This window comes from Gillisia sp. JM1 (assembly GCF_000424645.1).
GTDB lineage: Bacteria > Bacteroidota > Bacteroidia > Flavobacteriales > Flavobacteriaceae > Gillisia.
This window is the reverse complement of sequence record NZ_KE384218.1, coordinates 1,145,675-1,172,024: the sequence shown is the minus strand read 5'-3', so window position 1 is coordinate 1,172,024 and position 26,350 is coordinate 1,145,675. Positions and strand designations below refer to the sequence as shown.

Genomic DNA, 26,350 nt, shown 5'->3' with positions numbered 1-26,350 from the left:
GAGAATTTTTGTACGCAATATTAGACATAGAAACTACCGGTGGTAAGTATAATGAAGAAGGAATTACAGAAATAGCCATTTACAAATTTGATGGTTCTAAAGTAGTAGATCAATTTATTAGTCTTGTTAACCCAGAACAACCCATTCAACCTTTTGTAGTTGGGCTTACGGGTATTAATAATGACATGCTTCGCAATGCTCCCAAATTTTACGAGTTAGCCAAGCGAATTGTAGAAATTACTACAGGCTGTATTATCGTTGCCCATAACTCCAAATTCGATCACAGAATACTAAGATTGGAATTTCGCCGACTAGGTTTCGATTTTGAGCGAAAAACTCTTTGTACCGTAGAATTATCCAAAAAACTAATCCCTGGACAAGCATCTTATAGTTTAGGAAAACTCGTGAAGTCTTTAGGAATCCCTTTAAGCGATAGGCACAGAGCAAATGGAGATGCACAAGCAACTGTAAAGTTGTTTAAAATGCTAATGGCAAAAGATCTGGAAAAAGAGATCCTTAAAGCCTCCGTTAGAAATGAACCTTCCAAACAAATAGATACTAAACTCATTCAGATCATAGATGGATTACCATCTATCACTGGGGTTTACTATTTACATAATGATGAAGGTGAGATCATTTACATTGGTAAAAGTAAGAATATAAGAAAGCGTATCAATCAGCATTTTACTAACGATCAACATAAGTCTAAAGAAGTTCAGAAGGAAGTAGCCTCCGTAAGTTTTGAAGCTACCGGAAATGAATTGATCGCTCTGCTGAAGGAAAATGAAGAGATCAAACAGATTAAACCCAAATACAACAAAGCACTAAAAAAGAATATTTTTAATTATGCCTTGTACCATTTTGTAGATGATAATGGGTATATCAATCTAAAGATCGCAAGATCTGATGCTCGTAAAAAAAGCATTACTACTTTCACAAACTTGCAACAAGCAAAATCTGTACTTCATAACATAGTAGAAAAACATCAGCTTTGCCAGAAGCTAACAGGTTTACACTTGGGAAACGGAAATTGCTTCAGCTACACTATAAAAACTTGTAAAGGTGCTTGTATAAAGGTAGAAACTCCGGAAGAATATAATTTACGTGTATTGGAAGTAATAGCCCTACATAGTTTCCATAATCAAAATATGCTGGTGATAGACCGAGGTAGGGAAATAGATGAAAAAAGTGCGCTTTTGGTAGAAGAAGGAGAGTTTAAAGGAATAGGTTTTTTTAACTTAAACCATCAAATGAATAATTTAGATATTGCACGTTCTATCATCACTCCTATGACCAATGATAGAGATGCTAGGCATATCATCCAGAGTTACTTAAGAAAGAATAGCAAATTAAAGATTATTCAATTTGCTACTCAAGATACTGGAATTTAATACCAATCAATCTTTTTTTTTATTTTTACAATTCTCGGTTTTATTTCTTAATCGTAGAAAATAGCTAACTTTAGAAACAATTAAAAATCTGCTTATTTGGAAAAAATTAACTTCGATAAAGATCATGCTGCCTGGAGAGTAAAGCTTTACCACATTATTTATGGTGCCGACACTCGTTTAGGAAAGTTGTTCGATATTGTGTTATTGGTATTAATCGTACTTAGTATTATCCTAGTAATGCTGGAAAGTGTAGCCAGTTATAATATTAAATTTCACGACCAATTCTATATTGCAGAATGGATAATTACTATTTTCTTCAGTATAGAATATATTCTAAGGATTATTAGCATAAATAAACCTACCAAATATATTTTCAGTTTTTATGGAGTTGTAGATCTTCTTTCTACCATCCCATCTTACATCATCTTTTTTGTGGGAGGAAGTAATATGTTCTTGGCAGTACGAGCCTTGCGTTTACTTAGAGTTTTTAGAATCCTGAAAGTCACTAGATATATTGGGGAATCACAAAAGTTAATAAGTGCTTTAAAAGACAGCAGGGCCAAAATTAGTATCTTTCTATTTGCCGTTCTTATAATTTGCATTATTACAGGTACGTTGATGTATTTGGTGGAAGGTCCGGAGAATGGCTTTACAAATATACCTTTAAGCATCTACTGGTGTATAGTTACTCTTACTACGGTTGGCTTTGGAGATATACATCCTTTAACTCCTTTAGGAAGATTTATCGCTTCGTTTATAATGATTGTAGGTTATGGAGTGATCGCTGTTCCTACGGGAATTGTTGGAGCAGAAATTTCTAAGGACATGAGTAAAGGGGTTGGATTAAAACCTTATAAATGTAAGAACTGTGGAGAAAAAGAGCATAAAGTTTCATCTGAATTTTGTCATAATTGTGGTAAAAAATTAAATGAAAACTAAACTTCTTATTAGTGTTGTTGGGCCAACAGCCATTGGAAAGACATCTTTAAGCATTAAACTTGCCCAAGCTTTTGGTACAGAGATCCTTTCTGCAGATTCCAGACAATTCTATAAAGAAATTCCTATTGGCACTGCCGCTCCCAGCAAAAAAGAACTGGCTGCAGCACCGCATCATTTTATCCACAATAGATCTATTGAAGAGGATTATTCTGTTGGCGATTATGAGCGGGAGGCGATAGAAAAGCTAGACAAACTTTTTAAAGAGCATGAGCTGCTCGTATTAGTTGGCGGCAGCGGACTTTATATTAAAAGTTTAATAGAAGGCCTAGATAATTTTCCAGAGATAGATCAAGAAATTAGAGAACAGCTAAACGACAGGCTTATAAATGAAGGTTTAGAACCTTTAAAAACACAGCTGAAACAACTGGATCCAGAATATTACAATAAGATAGATCATAGTAACCCACATAGAGTAATTCGCGCTTTAGAAGTTTGTATAGGTTCAGGAAAAACCTTTTCCTCTTTTTTAAATCAGCCTAAACCTACCAGGGGTTTTAAAACAATTTCAATTGGTCTTACCGCTCCGAGAGAAGAAATATACGAGCGTATTAATCAAAGAGTAGATATTATGATGGATGAAGGTTTGCTGGAGGAAGCACAAGAATTGTATCCAAAACGCAGGTTGAATGCCTTAAATACGGTAGGCTACAAAGAATTATTTTCTTTTTTTGAGGGCAGGATAGATCTCGAAACTGCTGTAGAAGAGATAAAGATGAATTCGCGTAGATATGCCAAAAGGCAGTTGACGTGGTTTAGAAAAAATGAAGATACTACTTGGTTTAATTATAAAACCCCTTTCTCTGAAATTGAAAATTTCATTAAGTCTGAAATTCATGCGAAATATAGGTAGGCGGAAATTGCTTAAAGCAAATTTTAATGTCATCCCGACAACAGGAGGGATCTCGTTTATTGTTTTTGGTAAGAAAATCCTATTTACAAACATAGGATGACATCTTTTTTTTGTCATCCCGACGACAGGAGGGATCTCATATATTGTTTTGAATAAGAAAATCCCTCGACAGGCTACCATTGACCCACTAACGTGATATCAAGAGATTCTTCACTGCGCTACTCTTCGTTCAGAATGACATCTTTTTTTTGTCATCCCGACGCAGGAGGGATCTCGTTTTTTGTTTATGATAAGAAAATCCCTCGACAGGCTACCATTGACCCATTAAAGCGATATCAAAGAGATTCTTCACTGCGCTACTCTACGTTCAGAATGACATCTTTTTTTTGTCATCCCGACGACAGGAGGGATCTCGTATATTGCTTTGAATAAGAAAATCCTTCGACAGGTTCAGGATGACGCATTACAGTGATATCTGCTTAAAGCTAATCTATTATCACTCTCTTAATTTTCATTCCTTCTGAAGTAAATAATTTTAGAACATACACGGCATTTTGCACTCCGGTAAGATCCATGCGGTATTGAAGATCTGTTTCAGAAAAATCTTTGAATAGAATCATCCTTCCACGAAAATCAAAAACTTCTACTCGCTGGATAGTTACTCCTGCAGGCGTTGCAAACTGAAATGATCCTGATGTAGGATTTGGATAGATAAAGATAAACTCTACCTCTGGTCCCGGATTGATATTACAATCCCCCGTAACAGTAACTGTCGCGGTTGTGCTAGTGAAATTACCACTAGCGTCTGTTGCAGTAAAAATCACCGTGTTCTCCCCTAGTTCTTTACATCCAAAAGTTAGTTGACTTAGACTAAAGCTCAAATTCTCGCAATTATCTGAAGAGCCATCATCCAGCATCTCTGGAGTAATAGTTACAGATCTAAATTCATTTAAAGCTACACTAATGTCTTTAACTCTAAGTATAGGTGAAGAAACATCCTTTACTATCACTTTTACCTCACATGTGTCCTGAATCTCATTGTTAGAATAAGAAAGTGTAACTGTATTCTCTCCCAGATCTTCACAACTAAAAACCTCCTTGTTTATCGAAAACTGAATATCTATAGGTCTGGCAAGGAATAGGACCTCTGCATTTAATGAAGCAGTTCCACTTTCATCTAACTCCAAAGTCACTGATTCTTTACAAATGACGGTATTATCGGTAATTGCTGTTACGGTTATAGTCACAGTTGCTACATTAGAATTTTCTGAGCCATCGTTGGCTACATACTTAAAATTATCTACTCCTGTAAACCCAGTATTTGGAGTATAAGTGAAAGAACCATTTGGATTTAAAACCAGTGTACCATTTAAAACATCTACATCTAAAACCGCAGTTATAACATCGTCTTCTGGATCTGTATCGTTAGAAAGTACTCCATCAGAAGCTGATCGTATTAGTGCCGTTTCAAAAGGCGTGGAATACGTATCAGGATTTGCAACAGGAGCTTCATTCACTTTTTCTCCAACGATGATTGTTACTCGAACAATTGCCGAGTCGAACTGACCATCGTTTGCATGATAAGTGAAAAAGTCTTCGCCCTCAAAACCAGCATTTGGAGTATAACTAAAAGAACCATTTGGATTTAAAGACAGTGTACCATTTAAAACATCTATATCTAAGACTGCCGTTAAAGCATCGTCCTCAGGATCTGTATCGTTAGAAAGTACTCCATCAGAAGCTGATCGTATTAGTGCCGTTTCAAAGGGGTTGGAATACGTATCAGGATTTGCAACAGGAGCTTCATTCACTTTTTCTCCAACGGTGATTGTTACCCTAACTATTTGAGAATCAAACTCACCATCATTTGCATTATAAATAAAAAAATCGTCTCCACTAAAATTAGCATCTGGAGTATAACTAAAAGAACCATCTGGATCTAAAATAAGTGTGCCAAAGGAAACATCGGTATCTAAAATTGCAGTTATAACATCGCCGTCTGGATCTGTATCGTTAGAAAGTAATCCTTCAGAAGCTGATCGTAATAGTTTTGTTTCGAATGGTGTAAAATAAAATTCAGGATATGCAACTGGAGCCTCATTCACTTTTTCTCCAACGGTAATTGTTACCCGAACAATTGCCGAGTCGAACTCACCATCATTTGCATGATATGTGAAAAAGTCCTCGCCATCAAAACCAGCATTTGGAGTATAACTAAAAGAACCATTTGGATTTAAAACCAGTGTACCATTTAAAACATCTACATCTAAAACCGCAGTTATAACATCGTCTTCTGGATCTGTATCGTTAGAAAGTACTCCATCAGAAGCTGATCGTATTAGTACTGTTTGAAATGGAGTGGAATAAGAATCAGGAGTTGAAACAGGAGCCTCATTCACTTTTTCTCCAACGGTAATTGTTACCCGAACAATTGCCGAGTCGAACTCACCATCATTTGCATGATATGTGAAAAAGTCCTCGCCATCAAAACCAGCATTTGGAGTATAACTAAAAGAACCATTTGGATTTAAAGACAGTGTCCCATTTAAAACATCTACATCTAAAACCGCCGTTAAAGCATCGTCCTCAGGATCTGTATCATTAGAAAGAACTCCTTCAGAAGCTGATCGTATTAATTCTGTTTCAAAGGGCGTGGAATACGTATCAGGATTTGCAACAGGAGCAGTGTTAACTTCATCCTCTATAACAACTTGGAAAGTACAAGAAGCAAAATTCCCGGCATCATCGGTTGCTGTTATCGTAATTGTTGTTGTTTCAGTAATTAAATCTTCCATGGCAGGATTCTGCACCAGGGCAAGATCCGTATCGCAATTATCTGTAAATGCAGCAAGATTTCGGTAGTCGGGCAATATAAATGACCCAGCTGTTAAGCTTTCCATCTGATCTTCTGGGCAAGAAACTATAATAGGCTTTTCGGTGTCAAAAGAAGGAGTTCTTCTATATATCTCTAATTCAAATTCCAGTTTAGGAGAAAATAAAGAGCCGCTTAAATCGGTATTGTCAACAAACATTCTATCTCCACATGAATAAAAAGCTAAGTCAATAGGCAATTCCAAATGGTCTTTAAAATAAGGGGATTGTAAATTTTGATTTCTGTCGTAAATTCTTATTCCAAATTCTCTATTTTCAACACCTGCCCTTATTTTACTATATAATTGGAATGCCTCAAAAGTCCCCAAAGATTCAAAATTCAGAAGTTTTTCGAAATCAAGCTTATTCGAATAATCAATTACATGGATAAAATCATAATCATCTACAACAACACTTCCAGGCGATCCCATCCCAGCTAAGGTTGTGAGGTAATTATATGAATTATTAAAAACTATGACCTCCCCATTATTTGCAGTATGACTTATATAAATATTTTTTTGAGAATCGACTCCTATTCTATAGGGCTGCTCTAAAGGATGAGAAGAAGTTCCTTCAAACGTTTTTATGAGTGTTCTACTATTATTATAAACCCGTAATTCGCTGCTTATCGTAGTCTCAGCACCTGATCCATCATTATAAATAACCACATAAATATTATCGTCATTATCTAAAGTTAAACCTAAGGGACGGAAATATGATGTCAGTATTCTATCTGTCTGTACTCCTAGAGGATTAAAAATCTTAACTTTTCCATTATCCGTAAATGGAGCTTGATCTTCATAATCTATCACATAGATATTATCATTACTATCTAAAGCTATATCTAGAGGATCATTGAGTTGATTGGATTGAATTATTTTTTTAATAAATATCCCTTCGGAATCATATTTTAAAACCCCATCCCCAAAGGTTAAGCGATACACATTGCCGTTAGAATCGGTATCAATCGCAATCGTTAATCCGCTATTTTCAGCTTGAGTTACAGTCCCAAATGGAACTGCTTTCAACCATTCATAGCTAGGTGTAACTGTAGATTGCCCCACCACTCCCCATGAAGAAAAAAGCATTAAAAACAACACGCCAAAAAATAGTATGAAATTCTTCCCAAGGTGAGTACCTTGAGTCAGCTGAACCCATAAAATGTTAGCGTAGTTATGTTTCATATCTATTGCTTGGGAATTACAAATATAATGCCGATTCCCATATATTATTGTGCTTGCCGGTTAACTTTAAAATACAAAAGGACTGTATAAAAGATGTATTGCAAATATTAGGTGTAAAATTTTAGGAAAAATTCCTGAAATTAAAAACCCAATAGGTACCTACTTTCTTTTATACAGTCCCTTTAAGAAACTGAATTTTCTTCTGTTTAGGCTTCGCCCTCTTTATTCTTAACTACCAATCTAAATCCTTCCCCGTGAATGTTTAAGATCTCCACATTCTCGTCTACTTTTAGATACTTACGAAGTTTAGCGATATACACATCCATACTTCTGGATGTGAAATAATTATCGTCTCTCCATATCTTGGTAAGTGCCAATTCTCTTGGCATAAGATCGTTCTCATGCAATGCCAACAATCTTAATAGTTCGTTCTCTTTAGGAGATAATTTAATAGGCTCTTTATCCTTATAAGTTAAGAATCTTAACTTAGAATTTAAATGCAAACCACCAATCTGGAATTCAAATTGTTTACTGTCTGCAACACTATCTGTAGCTTTACGCTGCATAATAGCTTTAATCTTCATAAGAAGCACTTCACTATCAAAAGGTTTGTTCAGGTAATCATCTGCCCCTACTTTGTATCCTTTTAATACATCTTCCTTCATCGCTTTTGCGGTTAAAAAAATAATAGGCACGTCTTCATTCTTATCTCTAATTTCTTTTGCAAGAGTAAATCCATCTTTATAAGGCATCATTACATCTAGGATACAAAGATCGAAATCGTCTTTTTTAAACTTCTCAAAACCTTCCATCCCATTTTTAGCATGTGTAACTTCGTAGTCGTTCATTGCTAAATAATCCTTTAGTACCGTTCCAAAATTTGGATCGTCCTCTACTAATAAAATTTTCTTGTTTTCAGTTTCCATATATTATGTTATTAATGGTAATTTAATTATAAATGTACTTCCTTTTCCACGTTCGCTCTCCACATGAATGGTAGCATGATGGTCGTCGAGGATTCTTTTTACATATGCAAGACCTAAACCATGGCCTTTTATATTATGAATATCTCCGGTATGTTCCCGGTAAAATTTTTCAAATATTTTTTTCTGAACCGCTTTGCTCATTCCAGAACCTTGGTCTCTGATCTTCAAAATTATGGAATTTCTAACGTTTTCAGTATAAATATCTATTTTAGGCTTATCTACAGAGTATTTTATAGCATTATCTAAGACATTTACGATCACATTTGTTAAATGATCTTCATTTCCTAAAACCGAAGATTTCAAAGCTCCAAAATGGTTTTTAACATAGCCACTTCTATCTTCCACGATCAACTCTACGTGTGTCAGCGCGTCTTCCACTAATTCATGAAGTTGTAAGCGTTCCTTTTTAAGGTCCAGCTCGTTCTTCTCTAACTTTGAGATCTGCAATACATTTTCTACTTGTGCATTCATTCTCTTATTTTCATCCCTAATCATTTGCAGGTATCTCGCAACCTTGCTTTGATCATTAGCTACTTTCGGATTCTTGATCGCATCTAATGCTAAATTTATAGTCGCAATAGGCGTTTTAAACTCATGCGTCATATTATTTATAAAATCGGTCTTAATCTGCGAGATTTGTCGTTGCTTAATTAATTGCGATAAAGCACTGGAATAGGCAATCACAATAATAAGAGTAAATACTATAGACAAAGCTGCCATTAATATAACAGAAGAAAGTACCACTTCCTTCTTTTCAGTAAAATTAACCAATAGCTGATAATTGCTTTTTCCCGATATATTTACAAATAATGGAACCGAATAAGTTGCAGGGGAATCGAGTATGAAATTATCTGAATGAACTTTAGTCGCTAGGGAATTGGCATAAACGCCATATTCAAAACCAGACTTCAAATTATAATTTTGCAGTTTCTCTTTCAAGGATTTTTCTACCAATTGTTTAGAAAGTCTCTTATGAATTGGTATTTTAGAGGTAAATTCAGAAATATAGGCACTTAACATGTCTTTCTCTACCTCCTCCATTCTCATTAAGCGATCTAAACGTTCCTCTGCAGATATACTCCCGGAAACCTTATCTTTATTCAAAAAATCGTTTACCCTATTGTTTATTAGCTTAGCAAGCTGTATACTATCTGAAGTAGAAACCAAAAAATCAGAAGATTCTTTATGGTTTGTTTCTAACATCTTGTGATAATCTTTATTTGCATTCTCCCCATACTCATTTAAACCGAAATATTGTTCCAGATTGTCACTGTTCAATTTTAATGCTGTGCTATCCTCAAAATCAAAATTAAACCAAAAAGCTTCTAATTCCTTGTTTTGAAGTTCTCTAGAAACATTAATAAGCACCTGTTTAGCATTATAAGAAAACTGCTCTTCCTTATCATCTACGGTGCTTTTTATCCAATACCCCTGAACGAAAATTATTCCAATGAGCGATAAACTCATAAGCACAACAAGGAGGAAGAATAATCGTTTATTCATGCCTCAAAAGTAAGATTTTAACATTTAGAGAATCACCCCTTTAACCAAATGTTAACAAAACTGCGGCTAATTTTTACCAGTGTTTATCAGAATTTCATGAAGATTTCGCACTTGCTCTTTTGTTGAAGCGAGATTTTTATTAATTATCTCGAAATTACATAATTTTCGTTTTTCCTCATCGCTCCATTGATGCTTCATTCTCGCTTCAATTTCTTCTAAAGAACTTTTATCTCGAGCCTGTAATCTTTTAATGCGTTCTTCCATAGGAGCAGTAACTAAAACTACAAGATCACATTTTTTATAGCCTCCAGTTTCAAAGAGAATTGCGGCTTCGTAGATTACGTAAGTGCTGTCTTGTTTGTTTTTCCATTTAAGAAAATCTGAACCAACAGCTGGATGCACAATTTCGTTTAATTGCTGAAGTTTTTCTGGGGAATCAAAAACTTGATCTGATATATATTTTCTCTCTAAATTCCCATCCTTATAGGCCTGTTCCCCAAACAATGAGCAGATCTTAGCCTTAACCTCTGGATTGGTATTCATTAAAGTTTTCCCAGCATCATCAGCAATATAGATAGGCACTCCTAATTCTTTAAAAAAGTTAGCTACAGTGGTTTTCCCACTACCCATCCCACCGGTAAGTCCTACAATCCTCATCTTTTAATTACAAATTGGATTTTTTTCTCGTTAAGTCGAATGTTATTTACTTGTGTTGGTTCTTCTAGAATTTGAGCTATCAGAAATCCGTCACTGTCCTTTGCATTCTTAAAGTCTACAGCAACTAAAAATGACGAGGAGTCAATTTTTTCAAAATCTTTTAAACTCACCTGGTAATAAATAACAACATCTTTAGGAAAGATAACAACATTGGTTCCCTCTGGCACATTCAGTAGCTTTATAGGGATCTCCACTTTCCCTTCTGTAAATTTTTCGGTTCTAACAGAATAATTTACCTCTTCTTGATATAATGAAACCTCCTTGAGGTTCCCAGTTTCCAGTTTCACCTTCCCCTTAACATCATTACTAATATTATTGATCTTTAAAGATTTGGTCTTTATCATTTTTAGCGTATCCAAAATGGTAGCGGCTCCACTTACCATTATAGAATCTGGCTGTAGTTTTATTTCTTCTAATGCTGAATAACCTACCGCAAAACTGAGATCTATGGAGGATAAAATAGCTACTTTTTTAACCGCTCGCTGCTCAAAGCTTATTTTTATATTCTTCTGAAGAAAAACAACTTTTTCATAATCTAGATCTAACTGAGATAAAATAGCTGCTTTTTGTAGCTCAAGATCATAGACCAAAGATTTTCCTTCTTCGCTGGCATCACTAATATCTATGGTGATTTTCTGAGGAAACACTCTGTTCCATGCAATATAAAAACCGCGGTCCCTAATTCTAAGATCCAGTGTTTTTGGAGTATCTCCTACCAGGATTTTATCCTTGGGAAGATTGGTATAGATAATAGGCATTTCTATCACCTCTGTATATTCCTTGGAAAATTGAACAACCACCCATATCACTGCAGAAAATCCAAGAAAAAATGAGAAGGTCTTTAAAGGCCCTCTTTTAATCCATGGTTTTTTGTCTTTTAATTTAGTTTTCATTTGTAAAAAATAGAGTTGGGAATGCTTCCTGAGGTTGCATTTTTAAAAATTTCAGTTTCCAAATAGAGTTTAAAAATCCCACTCCATATCCTAAGAACTGAATGAATGTTGCTATTATTGCAGCAATTCCAATATAACCACTTTTATTTTTTATTCCGGCATCTATTCCAATTATTAAAAAATAGAGCAGATAAAGCCATATTAAAAAAGAAAATCCTAGCAGCCATAAAATAACAGCAAAAACAAATCCAGAAATAAACAAAGTGGGAAACCAAAAAGTGATCTTAGCCGATTGGGGGTGCCAAGAATTTAAAATTGGACGTACCATCCCAAACTTATTCACCTGCGTATAGAATTTATTCCAATCTATTCTTCGTTTGTGAAAGACTACTGCTTTGGGAATAAGGATGGTTTTTAAACCTTCTTTAAGTAACCGCAATGCAAGATCTGGATCTTCCCCAGGGTGTATCAATCCAAAACCACCAGATTCTAAAAATGCTTTTTTAGATAAGCCCATATTAAAACTTCGCGGCTGGAATTTATTTACTGCTTGTTTGCTCCCGCGAATTCCTCCTGTAGTTAATAAGGAAGTCATCGAGTAATTGATCGCTTTTTGAAGATCTGTAAAACTTTCGTGTGCCGCATCTGGGCCACCAAAACAATCGTAATAATTTGTAGATAAAAAAGAATCTACTTCTTGCAAATAATTTTTCGGGAGTATTACATCTGAATCTAAAATAAGGAAATAGTTCCCTTTAGCCAGCTTCATTCCATAATTTCTGGAATCTCCGGGGCCAGTATTCTCTTTGTAATAATAACTGATATTCAATTTGTCTTTGAAGTCTTCTAGTACTTCTTCCGAAGAAATACTAGAACCATCTTCCACAACCACTATTTCAAAACTGCCATCAAAATCCAATTCCTTCATGCTTTCCAGCAACTCTCGGATCTCATCTGGCCTATTGAAAACAGGGATTATAAAGGAATATTCTAATTGCATTTCTTAAAATTACAAACTTAAGTAAAATGATATTTCAATTAAGATTACAAAAAAACTGTCCAAAAGTAATGACTAACGTCAAGCTGAACTTGTTTCAGCTTCTAATTAAGATCCTGAAACTCCCGAAGCCTCGGGACAGGATGACACACAGCAAATACCTTCTGGACAGCTCCTTAATATTATTATGAGAAAACTTAATCCATATCCTTCGTAAAAGTTTCCATTACTTGCTGGCTTACACCCATATTAGAGAATCCACCATCATTGTAAAGATTTTGAAGAGTTACTCTTTTGGTAAGATCTGAGAATAATGAAATCGTGTAATTAGCACAATCTATAGCAGTCGCATTTCCAAGAGGCGACATTTTCTCGGCATACGCGATAAAACCATCAAATCCTTTTACTCCTTGTCCAGCTGTAGTTGGGGTTGGAGATTGAGAAATAGTATTTACTCTTACTTTTTTATCCTTTCCGAAGAAATATCCAAAACTACGTGCGATAGATTCTAAATATGCTTTGTTATCTGCCATGTCATTGTAATCCGGGAACACACGTTGTGCTGCCATATACGTTAATGCCACAATACTCCCCCACTCATTCATTGCATCTTTTTTGTAAAGCGCTTGCATTGTCTTATGGAAAGAAACCGCAGAAACATCCCAACCTTTGGTAGTAAAATCATAATTCATATCTGTATAATGATTTCCTTTTCTCACATTTACAGACATCCCTATAGAATGTAATACAAAATCTAATTTCCCACCCAAGATCTCTTGAGCTTTATCTACTAAATTTTCAAGATCTTCTACTTTCGTAGCATCTGCAGGTATAATTTGAGAATTCGTTTTTTCAGCAAGCTGATTAATGCTTCCCATTCTCATAGCAATTGGTGCATTGGTAAGCACAAAAATTCCTCCCTCTTCATGAACCCGCTCAGCAGTTTTCCAGGCGATAGAATTTTCATCTAAAGCTCCAAAAATAATTCCTCTTTTCCCTTTAAGTAGATTGTATGACATGTATGTTGTTTTTTTTGAGTTGTATTAGCTGGCAAATATAACAAACTTGAATTAATTTAGAAGGGCTTTTGCATGTGCCATCGCCGATTCACTTTTAGTGTTCCCACCAAGCATCATTGCAAGTTCTTCTATCCTATCTTCTGTTGCAAGTTCTTCAATTTTTGTAACGGTAGTTTCGCCGATATCTTCCTTGAATATTTTAAAATGTTTGCTTCCCTTCCCTGCAATTTGTGGTAAATGGGTGATCGCAATTACTTGCATACTCAAGCCCATTTTCTGAAGGATATCTCCCATTTTTTGTGCGATATCTCCAGAAACCCCTGTGTCTATCTCATCAAAAACGATAGTTGGCAACTTACTTTGCGTAGCAAGAATACTTTTCACTGCCAACATGATTCGTGAAAGTTCACCCCCAGAAGCTGCTTTTTTAAGATCATTAAAATCTCCTCCTTTATTTGCAGACAGATACCAATTTAAAATATCTTGCCCATTAGCAAAGAATTCTGATTGTTGTTTAAGCTCAATTTTTAATCGTGCATTTGGCATTCCAAGTTCTGCTACAATTCTTTCTACCGTAGTAATAAAGTCTGGAATGATCTTTTTACGGTTATTATATATATCTAAAGAAATTCTTTCCAATTCCTTTCTGCTTTTTAAAAGATCTTGCTGTAGCTTTTCAAGATCTGCATCGGCATTTTCTGTAAGTGCTACTTTTTCATTTAAGGTATTCGTGATCTCTATTAGTTCCTCTACACTCCCCGCCGCATGTTTCTTCTGTAAATTATGAATGAGTTGCAATTTCGAGTTTACTTGTTCCAATTCCTCAGGATTGGCTTCTACCCGCTCTAAAGAATTCTCCAACTCTTGCGCTACATCGTCCAGTTCTATAATTACACTCTCAATTCTCTCCTGAAGTGCAGCATAGTTCGCTGAAAATTTGGAGATCTTAGAAAGATTTGTTTTCACTTCTTTAAGCCCAAACAGGCTTCCTATTTCCTCTTGCTGGATCTGGTTTACCGCAAAACTTAAATGCTCTGTGAGTGTTTCCACATTACTAAGCTCTTCATATCGTTCTTCCAGCTCCTCTTGCTCTCCAGCCTTAAGTTTCGCTTCTTGCAGTTCATTCAGTAAAAAAAGATTGTAATCATGCTCTTTTAGGGCTTGAGACTGATCTTCTTTTAAAACGCTTAGTTGCAGTTGTAGTTTTTTATGCTCCTTTAATCCTTTTTTATATTTCTGAAGAACTTCTTGATTCTTAGCCAGGGTATCCAACACCTGAAACTGGTATTGGTTTTCCCCTAAACTTAAGGTTTGGTGTTGCCCATGAATATCTATTAAAAAGTCTCCCAATTTTACAAGAACTGGTAAGGTAACAGGAGTATCATTTATAAAAGCCCTGGATTTACCTGAAGCTAAAATCTCTCTTCTAATGATAGTATGCTCCTCAAAATCCAGATCTTCGGCTTCGAAAAACCTTTTCAAAGAGTAATTGGAAATATCAAAAATGCCTTCTATGATGCATTTATTCTTTTCATTTCTTATGGCGCTATAATCTGCCCTTTTTCCCAGCAAAAGGCCTAAAGCCCCAAGCATAATAGATTTTCCGGCACCGGTTTCTCCGGTTATTATGGTAAAGCCCTGCTGAAGATTGATTTTTATATCTTCAATTAAGGCGTAATTTTTTATGGATAATTCGGTAAGCAAGGTGTTATAATTTTGAAGCTAAAGATACGTGAGAATTTCTTCGGAATCAAAAGGGAAATTGCTAGAATTGAAGCTTGCTCCAGTTTTCTGCATATAAAGGAGCTATTTCGTTCAAAGCCTTTTTTAATTCAGTAACCGGAACACTTGGACCGCCACTAAAAACCTGTTCTAATTCCTGAGCTTTAGCATCAAAGAAAACTCTCATTAATAAAGAGTTTGGCCGGCTCTCACTCATCTTCTGTAGATTTAAAATTGAAGCTGCAACAGCTTGTTTTCCTTTTGCCACATCTTTATGCATGGTATCTAAACCTAATCTATGATATTGATACAAAGTTGTTCTATAGCCTAAAAAAGCATTAGACAAAAGATCTGCATTTAATCTATATCTGGAACGTGTTCCATCAGATCCTCTCCAACCAGAAGAATTCCCCTGCTGTGCGGTGGTCACTATTCTGTTTGCTTCTTCATAAAAAGGAGTTCCACCCTCTAATTCAAATGTATCTGCATCTAAGCCTAATATGGTATAAACATAATAAGAGATCACAGAAACCAGGTTCGAAGAATAAGTATTCTCGCTATAATTTAATGGTTCGAATTCACGGTAAGTAAATGTGAATTGTTCGTCGTTAAAATTGAAAACCGGAGAAATTAAAGAAGACCCGAAGACCGGTCTTGAAGATTGCACTTGGATAGTTCCAATAAAAGATTCATTATCGAAACTAGAAATATTTATAAAAACACTGCAATTAATGCGTTCCTGACTTTGGTAAGATGCTCCTGTCCAAGTCGTCTGGTTCAGAAATTCTGACAAAGAAGTTTGCAGGGTTTTAAAAACCGTTAAATTACTTTGCCCGGTCTGTTCTGCATTTACAATTACCTCACAATTAAGTTCCTGTGCGCTCGCAATAGACACATAAAAGAACAAACCTAGTATCAAAATTAATTTACTCATGGAATAAAGATATAACTTCCTTTAATATATCCTGTGCAACTTCAGATTTAGACTTTAACTGGAAATTTTTAATTTCAGTTTTAGAAATTATACTGATCTTGTTTGTGTCCTTTGCAAAGCCGGCGCCAGTATCTTGAAGAGAATTGAGCACGATAAAGTCTAAATTCTTTCTTTCTAGTTTAGATTTTGCGTTCTCTACTTCATTATTAGTTTCTAAAGCAAAACCAATCAGTTTTTGGTGCTGTTTAATTTTACCTAAAGAGGCTAAAATATCTTGAGTAGGAATCAACTCGATGTTCAAACTAGATTCCTTCTTTTTTATTTTTTGATCTATGACTTCCTTCGGCTTATAATCTGAAACTGCTGCTGCCGCAATAACAACATCTTGCTGTACAAAATAAGTATGTGCTGCCTCGTACATTTCCTGAGCACTAGTAACTCGAATAAGCTGAACACTGGAAGACTCCAATTGTAAATAAGTAGGCCCGCTTATAAGAATTACCTGTGCTCCTAATTTTGCAGCTTCCTTGGCAAGCTCAAATCCCATTTTTCCACTGGAATGATTTCCTATAAATCTTACAGGATCTATAGCTTCGTAGGTTGGTCCTGCAGTAATAAGTATTTTTTTATTCCGAAGAGGTAATTGCGATAAAAGGTCTTTTTCCAGAAAAGACACTATATTCTCTGGTTCTGCCATTCTACCTTCTCCCACCAAGCCACTTGCAAGTTCCCCAGATTCTGCTGGGATCATTATATTTTCGTAGGATCGTAAAGTTTCTAAGCTAGTTTTGGTTGCAGGATGCAAGTACATATCCAGATCCATTGCCGGTGCAAAATAAACCGGACATTTAGCTGAAAGATATGCTGCCAGTAAAATGTTATCACTGGCGCCTAAAGCCATTTTAGATAAGGTGTTGGCTGTGGCAGGGGCTATAAGCATAAAATCGGCCCAAAGGCCGAGTTCTACGTGATTGTTCCAAGTGGTATTCTCATCTTCATCTGATGTGAAAGTAGAAATTACCTCATTTTTGGAAAGTGTGGATAAAGTAAGTGGGGTAATAAAATCTTTAGCCGAAGGGGTCATAATAACTTTGACCTGTGCTCCGGCTTTTATAAATAATCTTACCAAGGAGGCTGTCTTGTAAGCAGCGATACCGGCAGTTATTCCCAACAGTATTTTCTTGCCTTCTAGCACTCCCATCTTAACTTATGCTTCAGAAGATTCAGAAGTATCTCTGTAGTAAATTTTATCATCTAACCATTCTTGAACTGCCAAAGAATGTGGTTTAGGCAATTTTTCGTAGAATTTAGACACTTCTATTTGCTCCTTATTTTCAAATACCTCATCTAAGCTATCGTTGTAAGTAGCAAACTCGTCCAATTTCTCCAAAAGCTCTTTTTTGATCTCAGAGTTTATTTGAGTAGCTCTCTTTGCGATCACAGAAATAGCTTCATAAATATTATTTGTTGGAGCATCTACTAAATTCTTGTCAATTGTAGTAGTATTAATTGGCGCATTAATCTTTTTTAAATCCATCATCTATCTTATTAAAAATTTTGTAATCTCGATTCTAAGTCCTGATTATTTATTTGTATCTGTTCGTAATATACACTTCCTTCAGGATAATATTTATTATAGTTAGTGTAATATCCTTTTGCTGTATTCAATCTTTCTTGCATTAAAACCTCGTAACTGTTTATTGCCAGTTCGTAAGCAGAATCGAATCGAAAATAAAAGGCTGCTTCTCTAAAAGGAGAACCAGGATACTCTGTAATAAAATTATTAAATGCTACAATAGCCGACTTATAATTCTCGGTATGGTGATATTGCTTAGCTATCTCATAGGCTTTCTTCTCTAGCTTAATACGTAACTCTGCTACATAATTATTAGCCTGATCTAAAAACTCTCCGTTAGGATATTTATCTATATATTTTTGTAGCTCCCCAATTGCTTTTACCGTCTCTGCCTGATCTAAATTGAAACTAGGAGAATCTAAGTAATAACTTTTTGCGCTTTTAAAAGTAGCTTCTTCTGCTTTATCACTATTTGGGTAGGATGCCACAAAACGCTCGAATTGGTATCCAGCTAATTGGTTATCGCCTAATTGATAATAAGTATCTGCATATAAAAAGGTTAATTTTTCACCTTGAGGCTTCCCTCTATATTGTGGAACTATTTGTTCAAAAATACGAAGTGCTTTCCTAAATGTAGACTTGCTGTTTTCTACAATTGCCTGATTGTAAAGCTCCTCTGCCAATGTGTATTTTTTACCTGCATCGTCGCTCTTTAGTACCTTTTGGTATTCACTGCAAGACGCCAACATTAAAAACACACCCAATAATAATAAACCTTTTTTCATACTTAGTAAAAACATCTTGCAAAAGTACTCTTTTCTATGATATTAAAAAACTTAAAACCTAGCAAATAGCACTACCCAGGTAATCAAGAACCTCGGAGCAAGCCCACGAGATATATCCCTATGTTTCGGGAGAAATATAATTTTAAATTTTCGATACAAACCCGCCTGAATGTTTCGGACAGGCCACGAAGAATTAAAGATTAAAATTGATCTACGAATGCTTGTATTTCCTGCTTTAGTTTATCTGAAACTTTCACTAGCGGTAAGCGAACTACTGGTTTACAAGAATTCTTTGCTTCTAGTAACGATTTAATTCCTGCTGGATTGCCTTCAGCAAAGATCATATCTATAGAAGGCGCTATTTTATAATGCAACTTATAGGCTTCTTTCACCTTCCCATCTAATCCCAAACGAACCATCTGGGAGAATTCTTTCGGCAAACCTTGCCCAATCACCGATATTACTCCGTGACCTCCTGCTAGCACCATTGGTAAGGTGATCATATCATCGCCAGAGATCACTAGAAAATCTTTCGGAACCAAAGAAATAAGTTTCATTGCTTGTACTATATCTCCTGCAGCTTCTTTAACGCCAATGATATTTGTAAAATCTGTTGCTAATCTTTTTATGGTTTCTGGTAAAATATTAGAAGCGGTTCTCCCAGGAACATTATATATAATTATTGGTTTTGCTGAAACCGCTGCCAATGCCTTATAATGCTGATAGATCCCTTCTTGAGATGGCTTGTTATAGTATGGAGAAACAGAAAGAATAGCATCGAATGCATCGAGATCTGTACTTTTAAACTCATTTACCAAAGCCGCAGTATTGTTACCGCCAATCCCTAAAACCAATGGTAATTTCCCATTGTTAGCTTCTATTATTGTCTTTTTAACTAGTTCCTTCTCAGAGTCACTCAAAGTTGCACTTTCCCCAGTGGTTCCAAGAACTACGATATACTCTATCCCATTTTCAATTTGATCTTTCACCAAATTCTTAAGTCCTTCTACATCTACCGTAAAATCCTCTTGAAAAGGGGTGATAATTGCAACTCCGGTACCTATAAATCTATTCATTCTAATTTTTTTTAAAACTGTTTCAAAATTTTTATTAATTCTGAAGCAAAGAGCTCTACTTCATCTCCAGAATTTATAACCACATCCAGGGTTTTCTCGTATTTTGGGTTATTCCCAACTTTTAAACCTGCATTACAAGTTGCCGTTAAAAGATTTAATTCCAAATTGTATTCTCCTGCAAAAGTAATAAGTAAATCGATGTTATTTTTGGTAAACTCCAACAATTCTTTATTATTGAAATTCCCGATAATATTTAAGTCTTCTTCAACAAAAGTTAAGCCATCAAATTCAGGGAAATTCTCTCCTTTTTTCTTAAGTAACAAAACTTTAAAATCTGAATTCTTCAGATTTAATTCTTGTTTCAATTTCAATAAAACCGGCAATGCCATTATATTATCTGAATTCAATAATACTGCAGCAGATGTTATTGGCATTTTAAATTCAACTGAAGAATCTCTGTTAGAATTGGAAATTCTTCTTTTGGCAAGAGAACGTTTAAGGCCTTTAATCATATCTAAATGTAAAAACTTATTTATGTGAAATCATCCAGCTTCAGTCTTTTTTCCGAAGTAATAAAAAAGAGCACTAGAAACAATGCACTTCCCATTCTTATAATACTTTCAGCAATCTCCACACTGATATCCTTAAAGTAGAAAACACCCATATCTCGTAGTATATTGGCAAATATTATACTAATTGCCAAAGAAATAAAATACATAGATTTTTTAGAAAAAGAGTTCAAATAATACACCATTGCGGTAATGCCTAATGCTCCAAGATTAAGATAATAAAAAGTATAAATTGTGGAAGTTACATCACCAGAGATGTATGTTTTCATTTCGTTAATATGAAGCAATAACAAATAAGTATTTAAACCAATTATACTAAAAAGGTATAACACCATAAAATTACTCATGTTTTTTAACTTAAAATGCTTGGTAGCTTCCATAATTAATGGAAGAAAGCTTATTGCCTGAAGAAGCAAGGCGACATCACCAAACACCCAAAATTTATCGAACATTCCCAGAGAATAGGAAATTAGAGTTAGGCCTAGAAATAAGTAGTAATAAACATTATAAGCCTTTCGTTGATGGATGAACCACAGAAAAGCAAAAATATAGTACCCAATATGGCTCACGATATCCAGCCAAAATATATTAGCAATTAATGCATATATACTAGCCATCAATAAGGCGAAAAAGCCAATTGAACATATTATTCTTAATTGCATAGGGATAATTAATACGTTAAGAGGGGACTATTTCCTTGATTTTTTGCTGAATTAGTTTCACTATAACCAATCTACATTAAGATTAAAGATTTTAAAAGTAAGCGTTTTAGAGAAATATCATTTCAAATATCTGTTTATATTTGTGCCTTTTGATTAAACCCTTATTAATGACAATTAGATTCTACTCCTTCTTACTGCTTTTATTGTCCATATTTGCCTGTAAGAACAACGCCCATATTACCTCCTCACCTTCTTCAATAACTGGAAAAAGAATCCCTATTAATAAAACAATTCCTGCCAATCCGGAAATTGAAGCATTTATTAAGCCTTATGCACTTCATTTAAATAACACCTTAGATAGCACTTTAGCCTACAATCCTAGTAATTTAAGCAAAAGTGATGGAAAGCTTAATACTGCTTTAGGGAATATGATGGCAGATCTGGTAATGGAGCAGGCAAATCCAATTTTTAGATCTCGTACCGGGAACAAAATAGACATGGTTCTTCTAAATAAGGGCGGGATCAGGTCTGGAATCGGGAAAGGTGCTGTCACTTCAAGAACGGGGTTTCAACTAATGCCGTTTGAAAATGAGATCGTAGTAGTAGAGATCTCCGGAAAAAAAATGCTTGAAATGCTTAGCTATCTTGAAGTAGCAAAAACTGCACATCCTATAAGCGGACTCGAATTAAAAGTTGATAAAGATTTTAAGACCATAAGTGCAATTATTAAAGGTGAACCTATTAAGGCTGAAAAAATTTATTTCGTAGCAACTTCAGATTATTTACAACAGGGTGGCGACAATATGGTATTTCTAAAAAATCCTATAAACCTGCATAAAATAGACTACAAGCTTAGAAATGCGATCATAGATCATTTCAAAAAAGTGGACACCCTTAAAGCTACTATAGACAAGCGTTACATCCAAATTCTTTAAATAATGAAAAGAAGAAATTTTATTCAGCAAACAGCTGCAACCGGAGCTTTTATAGGATTGGGTGGGTTATCGCTTTCTTTTTCTGAAAACACCAAGAAGCATATTACCATTTTGCACACCAACGATGTGCATAGCCATATAGAACCTCTTGGACCAAATGACCCTAGAAACCCTAACATGGGCGGTGTTGCAAGAAGAGCCACATTAGTAGAGCAAATTAGAGCTGAAAATCCGAATACATTATTACTAGATGCCGGGGATATATTTCAGGGTACTCCGTATTTCAATTTTTATGGAGGGGAATTAGAGTTCAAACTGATGAGTAAATTAAAATATGATGCCGCAACATTGGGGAATCATGATTTTGATAATGGCTTAAACGGACTTCTATCACAGATGCCGCATGCCGAATTCGATTTTATATCTTCTAATTACGATTTCAGCAATACTATTTTGGATGGTCAAACTTCTCCTTTTAAGATTTTCAAGAAGGATGGTGTTAAGATTGGTGTTTTTGGCGTAGGTGTAGAACTAAAAGGATTGGTAAACGAGAGTCTTTATAAAGAAACCAAGTATTTGGATCCTGTGGAGATCGCAACAGAAATGACTCGTATCTTAAAACAAGAAAAGAAATGTGATCTCGTAATTTGCTTATCTCATTTGGGTTATGAATACAAAAATGAATCTAAAATATCTGATGTGCTACTAGCCAAACAAACAAAAGATATAGATCTGATAATTGGTGGGCATACTCATACTTTTCTAGATAAACCTACGATCCTCCAAAATCTTGAAGGTAAAAAGGTATTGGTTAATCAGGTAGGCTGCTACGGTCTCTATTTAGGTCGTATCGATTTTTACTTAGACAATGAGAATAACATAGATGGTAGCGGAGTAAGCATTGGCGTTTAAATCAAGAAAATCGGGAAGACTACAAGGAATTCTCTAAATTTTACTTTAAACTCGAGGCATCCATAGATCCATCAGGACCGGGAATTAGAACCTCTATGAGGGATCCAATTTTTCAAGGAACGCATCTTCACTTAAAATTTCTGTTCCAAGTTTTTCTGCTTTTGCTAATTTACTAGGCCCCATATTTTCTCCTGCTACCAGATAATTGGTTTTTGCAGAAATAGAACTGGAAACCTTTCCTCCATTATCTTCTATTAATTTCTTAAGGTCTGTTCTGGAAACCTTAGAAAACACACCTGAGATCACAAAAGTGTTTCCCTGTAAAATATCGGTTTGGTTGGCTAATTTTTCGGCAGATATTTCTAATTGCAATCCAAAATCCATCAGTCTTTTAATAGTATTTCTATTTTCTTCTGAAGCAAAAAAATCGATAACACTCTGCGCTATTCGCTGTCCAATTTCATCTACATTTACAAGATCTTCTGTAGTTGCCTGCATTAAATTTTGAATACTTTTATAATGCTTGGCCAGTTTTTTAGCCACAGTTTCTCCCACATAACGAATTCCTAATGCAAACAATAAACGCTCGAACGGAATCTCTTTAGAGTTTTCAATTCCAAGGATCAAGTTATCTGCAGATTTATCTGCCATTCGTTCCAATGGTAAAACATCCTCTTTTTTCAAGGTATAGAGATCGGCATAATTATGAATTAATCCGGCCTTTACCAATAAGGCAACTGTTTCTCCACCAAGCCCTTCAATATCCATAGCTTTTCTGGATATATAATGCTGAATTCTCCCAACTATCTGGGGGAAACATCCATTATCATTAGGGCAATAATGATGCGCCTCACCTTCTGCTCTAACCAGATCTGTCCCACATTTAGGGCATTGCTTAATGTATTGAGTTTCTTCGGAATTCGGGTCACGTTGTGTGAAATCAACTCCAATGATCTTAGGGATGATCTCTCCTCCTTTTTCGACAAAAACAGTATCTCCCTCTCGAATATCTAATTTCTGAATCTGGTCGGCATTATGCAGGGATGCTCTTTTTACAATAGTCCCCGCTAACTGTACAGGATCTAAATTAGCCACAGGTGTAATTGCACCTGTTCTCCCTACCTGATAAGTTATCTCTCGCAATACCGTCGATTCCCGTTCCGCTTTAAACTTATATGCTATTGCCCAACGTGGAGATTTTGCAGTGCTTCCCAATTCCTCTTGTTGGTGTAAATTATTCACTTTTACTACCACTCCATCTGTTTCATAAGGCAGATCGTGTCTATGAATATCCCAATACTGGATAAATTCAAGGACCTCATCTATATTTTTCGTCAGCTTAGCTTCCTTGGGCACTTTGAATCCCCAATTTCTAGCCTTTTCCAAACCTTCGTATTGATAGCTTAGATTTAAATTTCGGCCAACAAGACTATAAAGCAAACAATCTAAAGGTCTTTTTGCAACCTCGGCACTATCCTGCATCTTTAAACTTCCCGAAGCAGTATTTCTAGGGTTGGAATAAGGTTCCTCCCCAATTTCTACTCGTTCTGAATTCATTTTTGCAAAACCTTCATAAGGCAAAACAATTTCTCCTCGAATAGCAAATTTGTCGGGGAAATCTCCTTTCAAATTTAATGGCACCGTTCTTATTGTTCTTATATTATTGGTTACATCATCTCCTTGAACACCATCTCCGCGAGTAACTGCACGTATTAATTTCCCTTTTTCATAGGTTAAACTTATGGATGCGCCATCGTATTTTAATTCGCACACATATTCCAATTCCCCGTCCACCATTTTTTTAACTCTGGCTTCCCATTCCTCCAATTCCTCTTTAGAATAGGAATTAGAAAGTGATTGCATAGGAAAATCATGAACTACAGTTTCAAAGTTCTTTGTAATAGCTCCACCAACGCGCTGGGTAGGCGAAGAAGCATCAAAGAATTCAGGGTTTTTATCTTCCAGATCTTGTAATTCTTTCAATTTCATATCAAAATCGAAGTCACTAATTTCCGGGGAATCCAACACATAATATTGGTAATTATGTTGCTCCAATTCGTTACTAAGTTGCTTGATCTTTTCTTCTGTAGTCATTTATAAAAGTTATGCTGAATAATTATTTTGACAAAGGGTCTATCATCTTCAATTTTTTACCTGAGTATTGAAGCTTATATTCCTTTTCGTTATGTTCTAATTGAATTTTAAATTCTGAATTATAGGCTGTATCACCAGTAGGAAACCAAGTTATGAGCTGGCTATTTATGGTAATTAACAATCCTTTATTATCTCCAATGGCACAAAATTTTTCGAAATCCCCATCAAAAACCTCTAAGCCTATTTTAGCACTTAAAAACTGGTGTTTTTCTTGAATATCTTCAGTTGCTAAGCCAATCTCACTGATGCCCAAAATACTTTTTTCCGAAAAGCTTTCGTCTGATTTGCCATTAAAATATCGTCGTGAAATAAATTCCATAATATTCTTATCTTCATCATAAAAATAAAGGGATTTCGCATTCCAGCCCTTAAAATCTATAATTTCTAGATCCTCGTATTTCAAAACTTCCAGTTTACTCTTTAACCATTCTAAAGCTTTTTCTTCTGCTTTATCTGGAATATGAAAGGCAATATGATAAGGCGTAAAACTTTCAGCTTCCTGAAAATTCAACACAGAATAACCAAGTTGTAATTCGAAAGAGTTTAATGTAGAATTAAGTATTTCAAGACCAAGAACATCCTTGTAAAACTGTTGTTGCTTTACGATATTCTTACAACCTACATCTAGTCTTGTGATCTTCATTATTTGTTTTATTGTTGTCCAGTCAAACTGAGCTTGTCGAAGTTTCTATGTTCCTCACCCTGAACTAGTTTCAGGGTCTCTCTTCTGGATTGGTTTGGATGCTGAAACTCCCGAAGCTTCGGCACAGCATGACGATAAATCTGAATAAAGTTGATTAAAATAATTATAACAAAACCAGGCAATCAAATTTTTTATCTTCATAGTTCATTTTATTGCTATACTGTCAAACTGAGCTTGTCGAAGTTTCTTGAAAGCTAGGCTTCGACAGGCTCAGTGTGACAAGCTCCCATTAACATAATTAGCGCTCAATTAGACCAAACATATATCATCTAGGAAACCTATGTCTGATTTTTGTTCATCCATTTAGGCACCGGCATTGGCTCAAAATGTCTCATTTTATCTATTAACTCTTCAATATTATTAGCTACTAAAACCAGATTCATATTAGATTTTTTTAGTAAACCTTTTGCTACCATTTTATCCATCATCTCCAAAAGATCATCATAATAATTATTGCTATTTAAGATCCCAATAGGATGTTTATGCAAGCCTAATTGCCCCCAGGTAAGAATCTCAAAAAGTTCTTCCAGAGTTCCAAATCCACCGGGTAATGCAATAAAACCTTCACTTAGATCATGCATCTTCAGCTTGCGCTCGTGCATGTTCTTTGTTGTAATAAGCTCTGTTAAACCGTTATGCACTACTTCTTTTGTTTTCAAAAAATCTGGGATCACTCCAGTTGCTGATCCATTATTGTCTAAGACTCCTTTGGCAACTTGTCCCATTAAGCCTAGTTTGCTCCCACCATAGACCAATTTTATATTACTCTTAGCCAAATATCCTCCAACATGGTATGCTTCTTCAAAAATCACAGAATCTACACCATCACTACTGGCGCAAAACACTGCAATACTTTTCAAGTTGTTCTTATAGTTATTATGAGTTTTCAAATAGGAAACAGTTTTAAAAATT

At 35.3% G+C, this 26,350-nt stretch carries 23 protein-coding genes; 5 read left to right on the top strand and 18 right to left on the bottom strand.

The genetic code is table 11. The features are described 5' to 3' along the window. The first annotated feature begins 8 nt into the window (after positions 1 to 8). From H033_RS0108585 to miaA, 3 genes are all read left to right on the top strand, one after another. A complete protein-coding gene (locus H033_RS0108585; RefSeq protein ID WP_026837947.1) occupies positions 9 to 1,391 on the top strand; it encodes an exonuclease domain-containing protein in 1,383 nt (460 codons plus the stop codon). 96 nt (positions 1,392 to 1,487) lie between these two features. Further along, positions 1,488 to 2,330 (top strand): ion transporter, encoded by an 843-nt coding sequence (locus tag H033_RS0108580; RefSeq protein WP_026837946.1) that lies wholly within the window; start codon positions 1,488 to 1,490, stop codon positions 2,328 to 2,330. After that, positions 2,320 to 3,240 carry a tRNA (adenosine(37)-N6)-dimethylallyltransferase MiaA gene (miaA, locus tag H033_RS0108575; protein ID WP_026837945.1) on the top strand — a complete coding sequence of 307 codons (921 nt, stop codon included), beginning with the start codon at positions 2,320 to 2,322 and terminating at the stop codon, positions 3,238 to 3,240. The genes H033_RS0108580 and miaA overlap by 11 nt, the downstream gene beginning before the upstream one ends. Before the next feature lie 485 nt (positions 3,241 to 3,725). Here miaA and H033_RS20940 read toward each other — a convergent pair whose 3' ends face one another. The 15 genes from H033_RS20940 to H033_RS0108500 form a co-directional block, all read right to left on the bottom strand. Continuing rightward, positions 3,726 to 7,295, bottom strand: coding sequence for an Ig-like domain-containing protein (locus tag H033_RS20940; protein WP_051227845.1), 3,570 nt, complete (start codon positions 7,293 to 7,295; stop codon positions 3,726 to 3,728). Positions 7,296 to 7,501: 206 nt separating this feature from the next. Then, positions 7,502 to 8,221: a response regulator transcription factor gene (locus H033_RS0108565; RefSeq protein ID WP_026837943.1), complete on the bottom strand. Its 720-nt coding sequence runs from the start codon at positions 8,219 to 8,221 to the stop codon at positions 7,502 to 7,504. 3 nt (positions 8,222 to 8,224) lie between these two features. Further along, positions 8,225 to 9,784 carry a sensor histidine kinase gene (locus H033_RS0108560; protein ID WP_026837942.1) on the bottom strand — a complete coding sequence of 520 codons (1,560 nt, stop codon included), beginning with the start codon at positions 9,782 to 9,784 and terminating at the stop codon, positions 8,225 to 8,227. A 66-nt stretch (positions 9,785 to 9,850) separates the two neighbouring features. Continuing rightward, a complete protein-coding gene (gene coaE, locus H033_RS0108555; RefSeq protein WP_026837941.1) occupies positions 9,851 to 10,441 on the bottom strand; it encodes a dephospho-CoA kinase in 591 nt (196 codons plus the stop codon). Further along, positions 10,438 to 11,394: a CdaR family protein gene (locus H033_RS0108550; RefSeq protein ID WP_026837940.1), complete on the bottom strand. Its 957-nt coding sequence runs from the start codon at positions 11,392 to 11,394 to the stop codon at positions 10,438 to 10,440. The genes coaE and H033_RS0108550 overlap by 4 nt, the downstream gene beginning before the upstream one ends. After that, positions 11,384 to 12,394: a glycosyltransferase gene (locus H033_RS0108545; protein ID WP_026837939.1), complete on the bottom strand. Its 1,011-nt coding sequence runs from the start codon at positions 12,392 to 12,394 to the stop codon at positions 11,384 to 11,386. The genes H033_RS0108550 and H033_RS0108545 overlap by 11 nt, the downstream gene beginning before the upstream one ends. Before the next feature lie 194 nt (positions 12,395 to 12,588). Beyond that, on the bottom strand, positions 12,589 to 13,410 hold the full coding sequence (locus tag H033_RS0108540; protein ID WP_026837938.1) for an enoyl-ACP reductase: 822 nt from the start codon (positions 13,408 to 13,410) through the stop codon (positions 12,589 to 12,591). A gap of 51 nt (positions 13,411 to 13,461) precedes the next feature. After that, entirely contained in the window at positions 13,462 to 15,114 is a 1,653-nt protein-coding gene (gene recN / locus H033_RS0108535; protein WP_026837937.1) for a DNA repair protein RecN, read from the bottom strand. Positions 15,115 to 15,175: 61 nt separating this feature from the next. After that, complete coding sequence (locus tag H033_RS0108530; RefSeq protein ID WP_026837936.1) at positions 15,176 to 16,066, bottom strand: DUF4835 family protein; 891 nt, start codon at positions 16,064 to 16,066, stop codon at positions 15,176 to 15,178. Then, the gene (coaBC, locus tag H033_RS0108525) at positions 16,059 to 17,267 is read right to left on the bottom strand and encodes a bifunctional phosphopantothenoylcysteine decarboxylase/phosphopantothenate--cysteine ligase CoaBC (RefSeq protein ID WP_026837935.1); all 1,209 of its coding nucleotides are present in this window, start codon (positions 17,265 to 17,267) and stop codon (positions 16,059 to 16,061) included. The genes H033_RS0108530 and coaBC overlap by 8 nt, the downstream gene beginning before the upstream one ends. A gap of 6 nt (positions 17,268 to 17,273) precedes the next feature. Beyond that, on the bottom strand, positions 17,274 to 17,603 hold the full coding sequence (locus H033_RS0108520) for a DNA-directed RNA polymerase subunit omega (RefSeq protein ID WP_026837934.1): 330 nt from the start codon (positions 17,601 to 17,603) through the stop codon (positions 17,274 to 17,276). Positions 17,604 to 17,614: 11 nt separating this feature from the next. Then, positions 17,615 to 18,442 (bottom strand): outer membrane protein assembly factor BamD, encoded by an 828-nt coding sequence (locus H033_RS0108515; protein WP_026837933.1) that lies wholly within the window; start codon positions 18,440 to 18,442, stop codon positions 17,615 to 17,617. Between the two features lie 185 nt (positions 18,443 to 18,627). Further along, entirely contained in the window at positions 18,628 to 19,503 is an 876-nt protein-coding gene (gene dapA, locus H033_RS0108510; RefSeq protein ID WP_026837932.1) for a 4-hydroxy-tetrahydrodipicolinate synthase, read from the bottom strand. An 11-nt stretch (positions 19,504 to 19,514) separates the two neighbouring features. Then, entirely contained in the window at positions 19,515 to 20,015 is a 501-nt protein-coding gene (locus tag H033_RS0108505; RefSeq protein WP_026837931.1) for a DUF6913 domain-containing protein, read from the bottom strand. Between the two features lie 20 nt (positions 20,016 to 20,035). Beyond that, complete coding sequence (locus tag H033_RS0108500) at positions 20,036 to 20,734, bottom strand: hypothetical protein (RefSeq protein WP_155827755.1); 699 nt, start codon at positions 20,732 to 20,734, stop codon at positions 20,036 to 20,038. A gap of 167 nt (positions 20,735 to 20,901) precedes the next feature. Between H033_RS0108500 and H033_RS0108495 the strand changes: the two genes are divergently transcribed. After that, positions 20,902 to 21,669, top strand: coding sequence for a 5'-nucleotidase C-terminal domain-containing protein (locus H033_RS0108495; protein WP_026837929.1), 768 nt, complete (start codon positions 20,902 to 20,904; stop codon positions 21,667 to 21,669). A gap of 3 nt (positions 21,670 to 21,672) precedes the next feature. Then, positions 21,673 to 22,581 carry a bifunctional metallophosphatase/5'-nucleotidase gene (locus H033_RS0108490; protein ID WP_026837928.1) on the top strand — a complete coding sequence of 303 codons (909 nt, stop codon included), beginning with the start codon at positions 21,673 to 21,675 and terminating at the stop codon, positions 22,579 to 22,581. A gap of 93 nt (positions 22,582 to 22,674) precedes the next feature. On the opposite strand, the gene ligA is transcribed toward H033_RS0108490, so the two are convergent. From ligA to H033_RS0108475, 3 genes are all read right to left on the bottom strand, one after another. After that, positions 22,675 to 24,675, bottom strand: a complete 2,001-nt coding sequence (ligA, locus tag H033_RS0108485; RefSeq protein ID WP_026837927.1) for an NAD-dependent DNA ligase LigA — start codon at positions 24,673 to 24,675, stop codon at positions 22,675 to 22,677. 22 nt (positions 24,676 to 24,697) lie between these two features. After that, positions 24,698 to 25,378 carry a VOC family protein gene (locus H033_RS0108480; RefSeq protein ID WP_026837926.1) on the bottom strand — a complete coding sequence of 227 codons (681 nt, stop codon included), beginning with the start codon at positions 25,376 to 25,378 and terminating at the stop codon, positions 24,698 to 24,700. Positions 25,379 to 25,716: 338 nt separating this feature from the next. Beyond that, positions 25,717 to 26,328, bottom strand: coding sequence for a TIGR00730 family Rossman fold protein (locus H033_RS0108475; protein ID WP_081661825.1), 612 nt, complete (start codon positions 26,326 to 26,328; stop codon positions 25,717 to 25,719). Between the last annotated feature and the right edge of the window lie 22 nt (positions 26,329 to 26,350).

Coding starts and splice junctions, on each gene's coding strand:
- miaA (WP_026837945.1), top strand. CDS start 2,320: ATGAAAACTAAACTTCTTATTAGTGTTGTTGGGCCAACAGCCATTGGA.
- H033_RS20940 (WP_051227845.1), bottom strand. CDS start 7,295: ATGAAACATAACTACGCTAACATTTTATGGGTTCAGCTGACTCAAGGT.
- H033_RS0108565 (WP_026837943.1), bottom strand. CDS start 8,221: ATGGAAACTGAAAACAAGAAAATTTTATTAGTAGAGGACGATCCAAAT.
- H033_RS0108560 (WP_026837942.1), bottom strand. CDS start 9,784: ATGAATAAACGATTATTCTTCCTCCTTGTTGTGCTTATGAGTTTATCG.
- coaE (WP_026837941.1), bottom strand. CDS start 10,441: ATGAGGATTGTAGGACTTACCGGTGGGATGGGTAGTGGGAAAACCACT.
- H033_RS0108550 (WP_026837940.1), bottom strand. CDS start 11,394: ATGAAAACTAAATTAAAAGACAAAAAACCATGGATTAAAAGAGGGCCT.
- H033_RS0108545 (WP_026837939.1), bottom strand. CDS start 12,394: ATGCAATTAGAATATTCCTTTATAATCCCTGTTTTCAATAGGCCAGAT.
- H033_RS0108540 (WP_026837938.1), bottom strand. CDS start 13,410: ATGTCATACAATCTACTTAAAGGGAAAAGAGGAATTATTTTTGGAGCT.
- H033_RS0108530 (WP_026837936.1), bottom strand. CDS start 16,066: ATGAGTAAATTAATTTTGATACTAGGTTTGTTCTTTTATGTGTCTATT.
- coaBC (WP_026837935.1), bottom strand. CDS start 17,267: ATGGGAGTGCTAGAAGGCAAGAAAATACTGTTGGGAATAACTGCCGGT.
- H033_RS0108520 (WP_026837934.1), bottom strand. CDS start 17,603: ATGGATTTAAAAAAGATTAATGCGCCAATTAATACTACTACAATTGAC.
- H033_RS0108515 (WP_026837933.1), bottom strand. CDS start 18,442: ATGTTTTTACTAAGTATGAAAAAAGGTTTATTATTATTGGGTGTGTTT.
- dapA (WP_026837932.1), bottom strand. CDS start 19,503: ATGAATAGATTTATAGGTACCGGAGTTGCAATTATCACCCCTTTTCAA.
- H033_RS0108505 (WP_026837931.1), bottom strand. CDS start 20,015: ATGATTAAAGGCCTTAAACGTTCTCTTGCCAAAAGAAGAATTTCCAAT.
- H033_RS0108500 (WP_155827755.1), bottom strand. CDS start 20,734: ATGCAATTAAGAATAATATGTTCAATTGGCTTTTTCGCCTTATTGATG.
- H033_RS0108495 (WP_026837929.1), top strand. CDS start 20,902: ATGACAATTAGATTCTACTCCTTCTTACTGCTTTTATTGTCCATATTT.
- H033_RS0108490 (WP_026837928.1), top strand. CDS start 21,673: ATGAAAAGAAGAAATTTTATTCAGCAAACAGCTGCAACCGGAGCTTTT.
- ligA (WP_026837927.1), bottom strand. CDS start 24,675: ATGACTACAGAAGAAAAGATCAAGCAACTTAGTAACGAATTGGAGCAA.
- H033_RS0108480 (WP_026837926.1), bottom strand. CDS start 25,378: ATGAAGATCACAAGACTAGATGTAGGTTGTAAGAATATCGTAAAGCAA.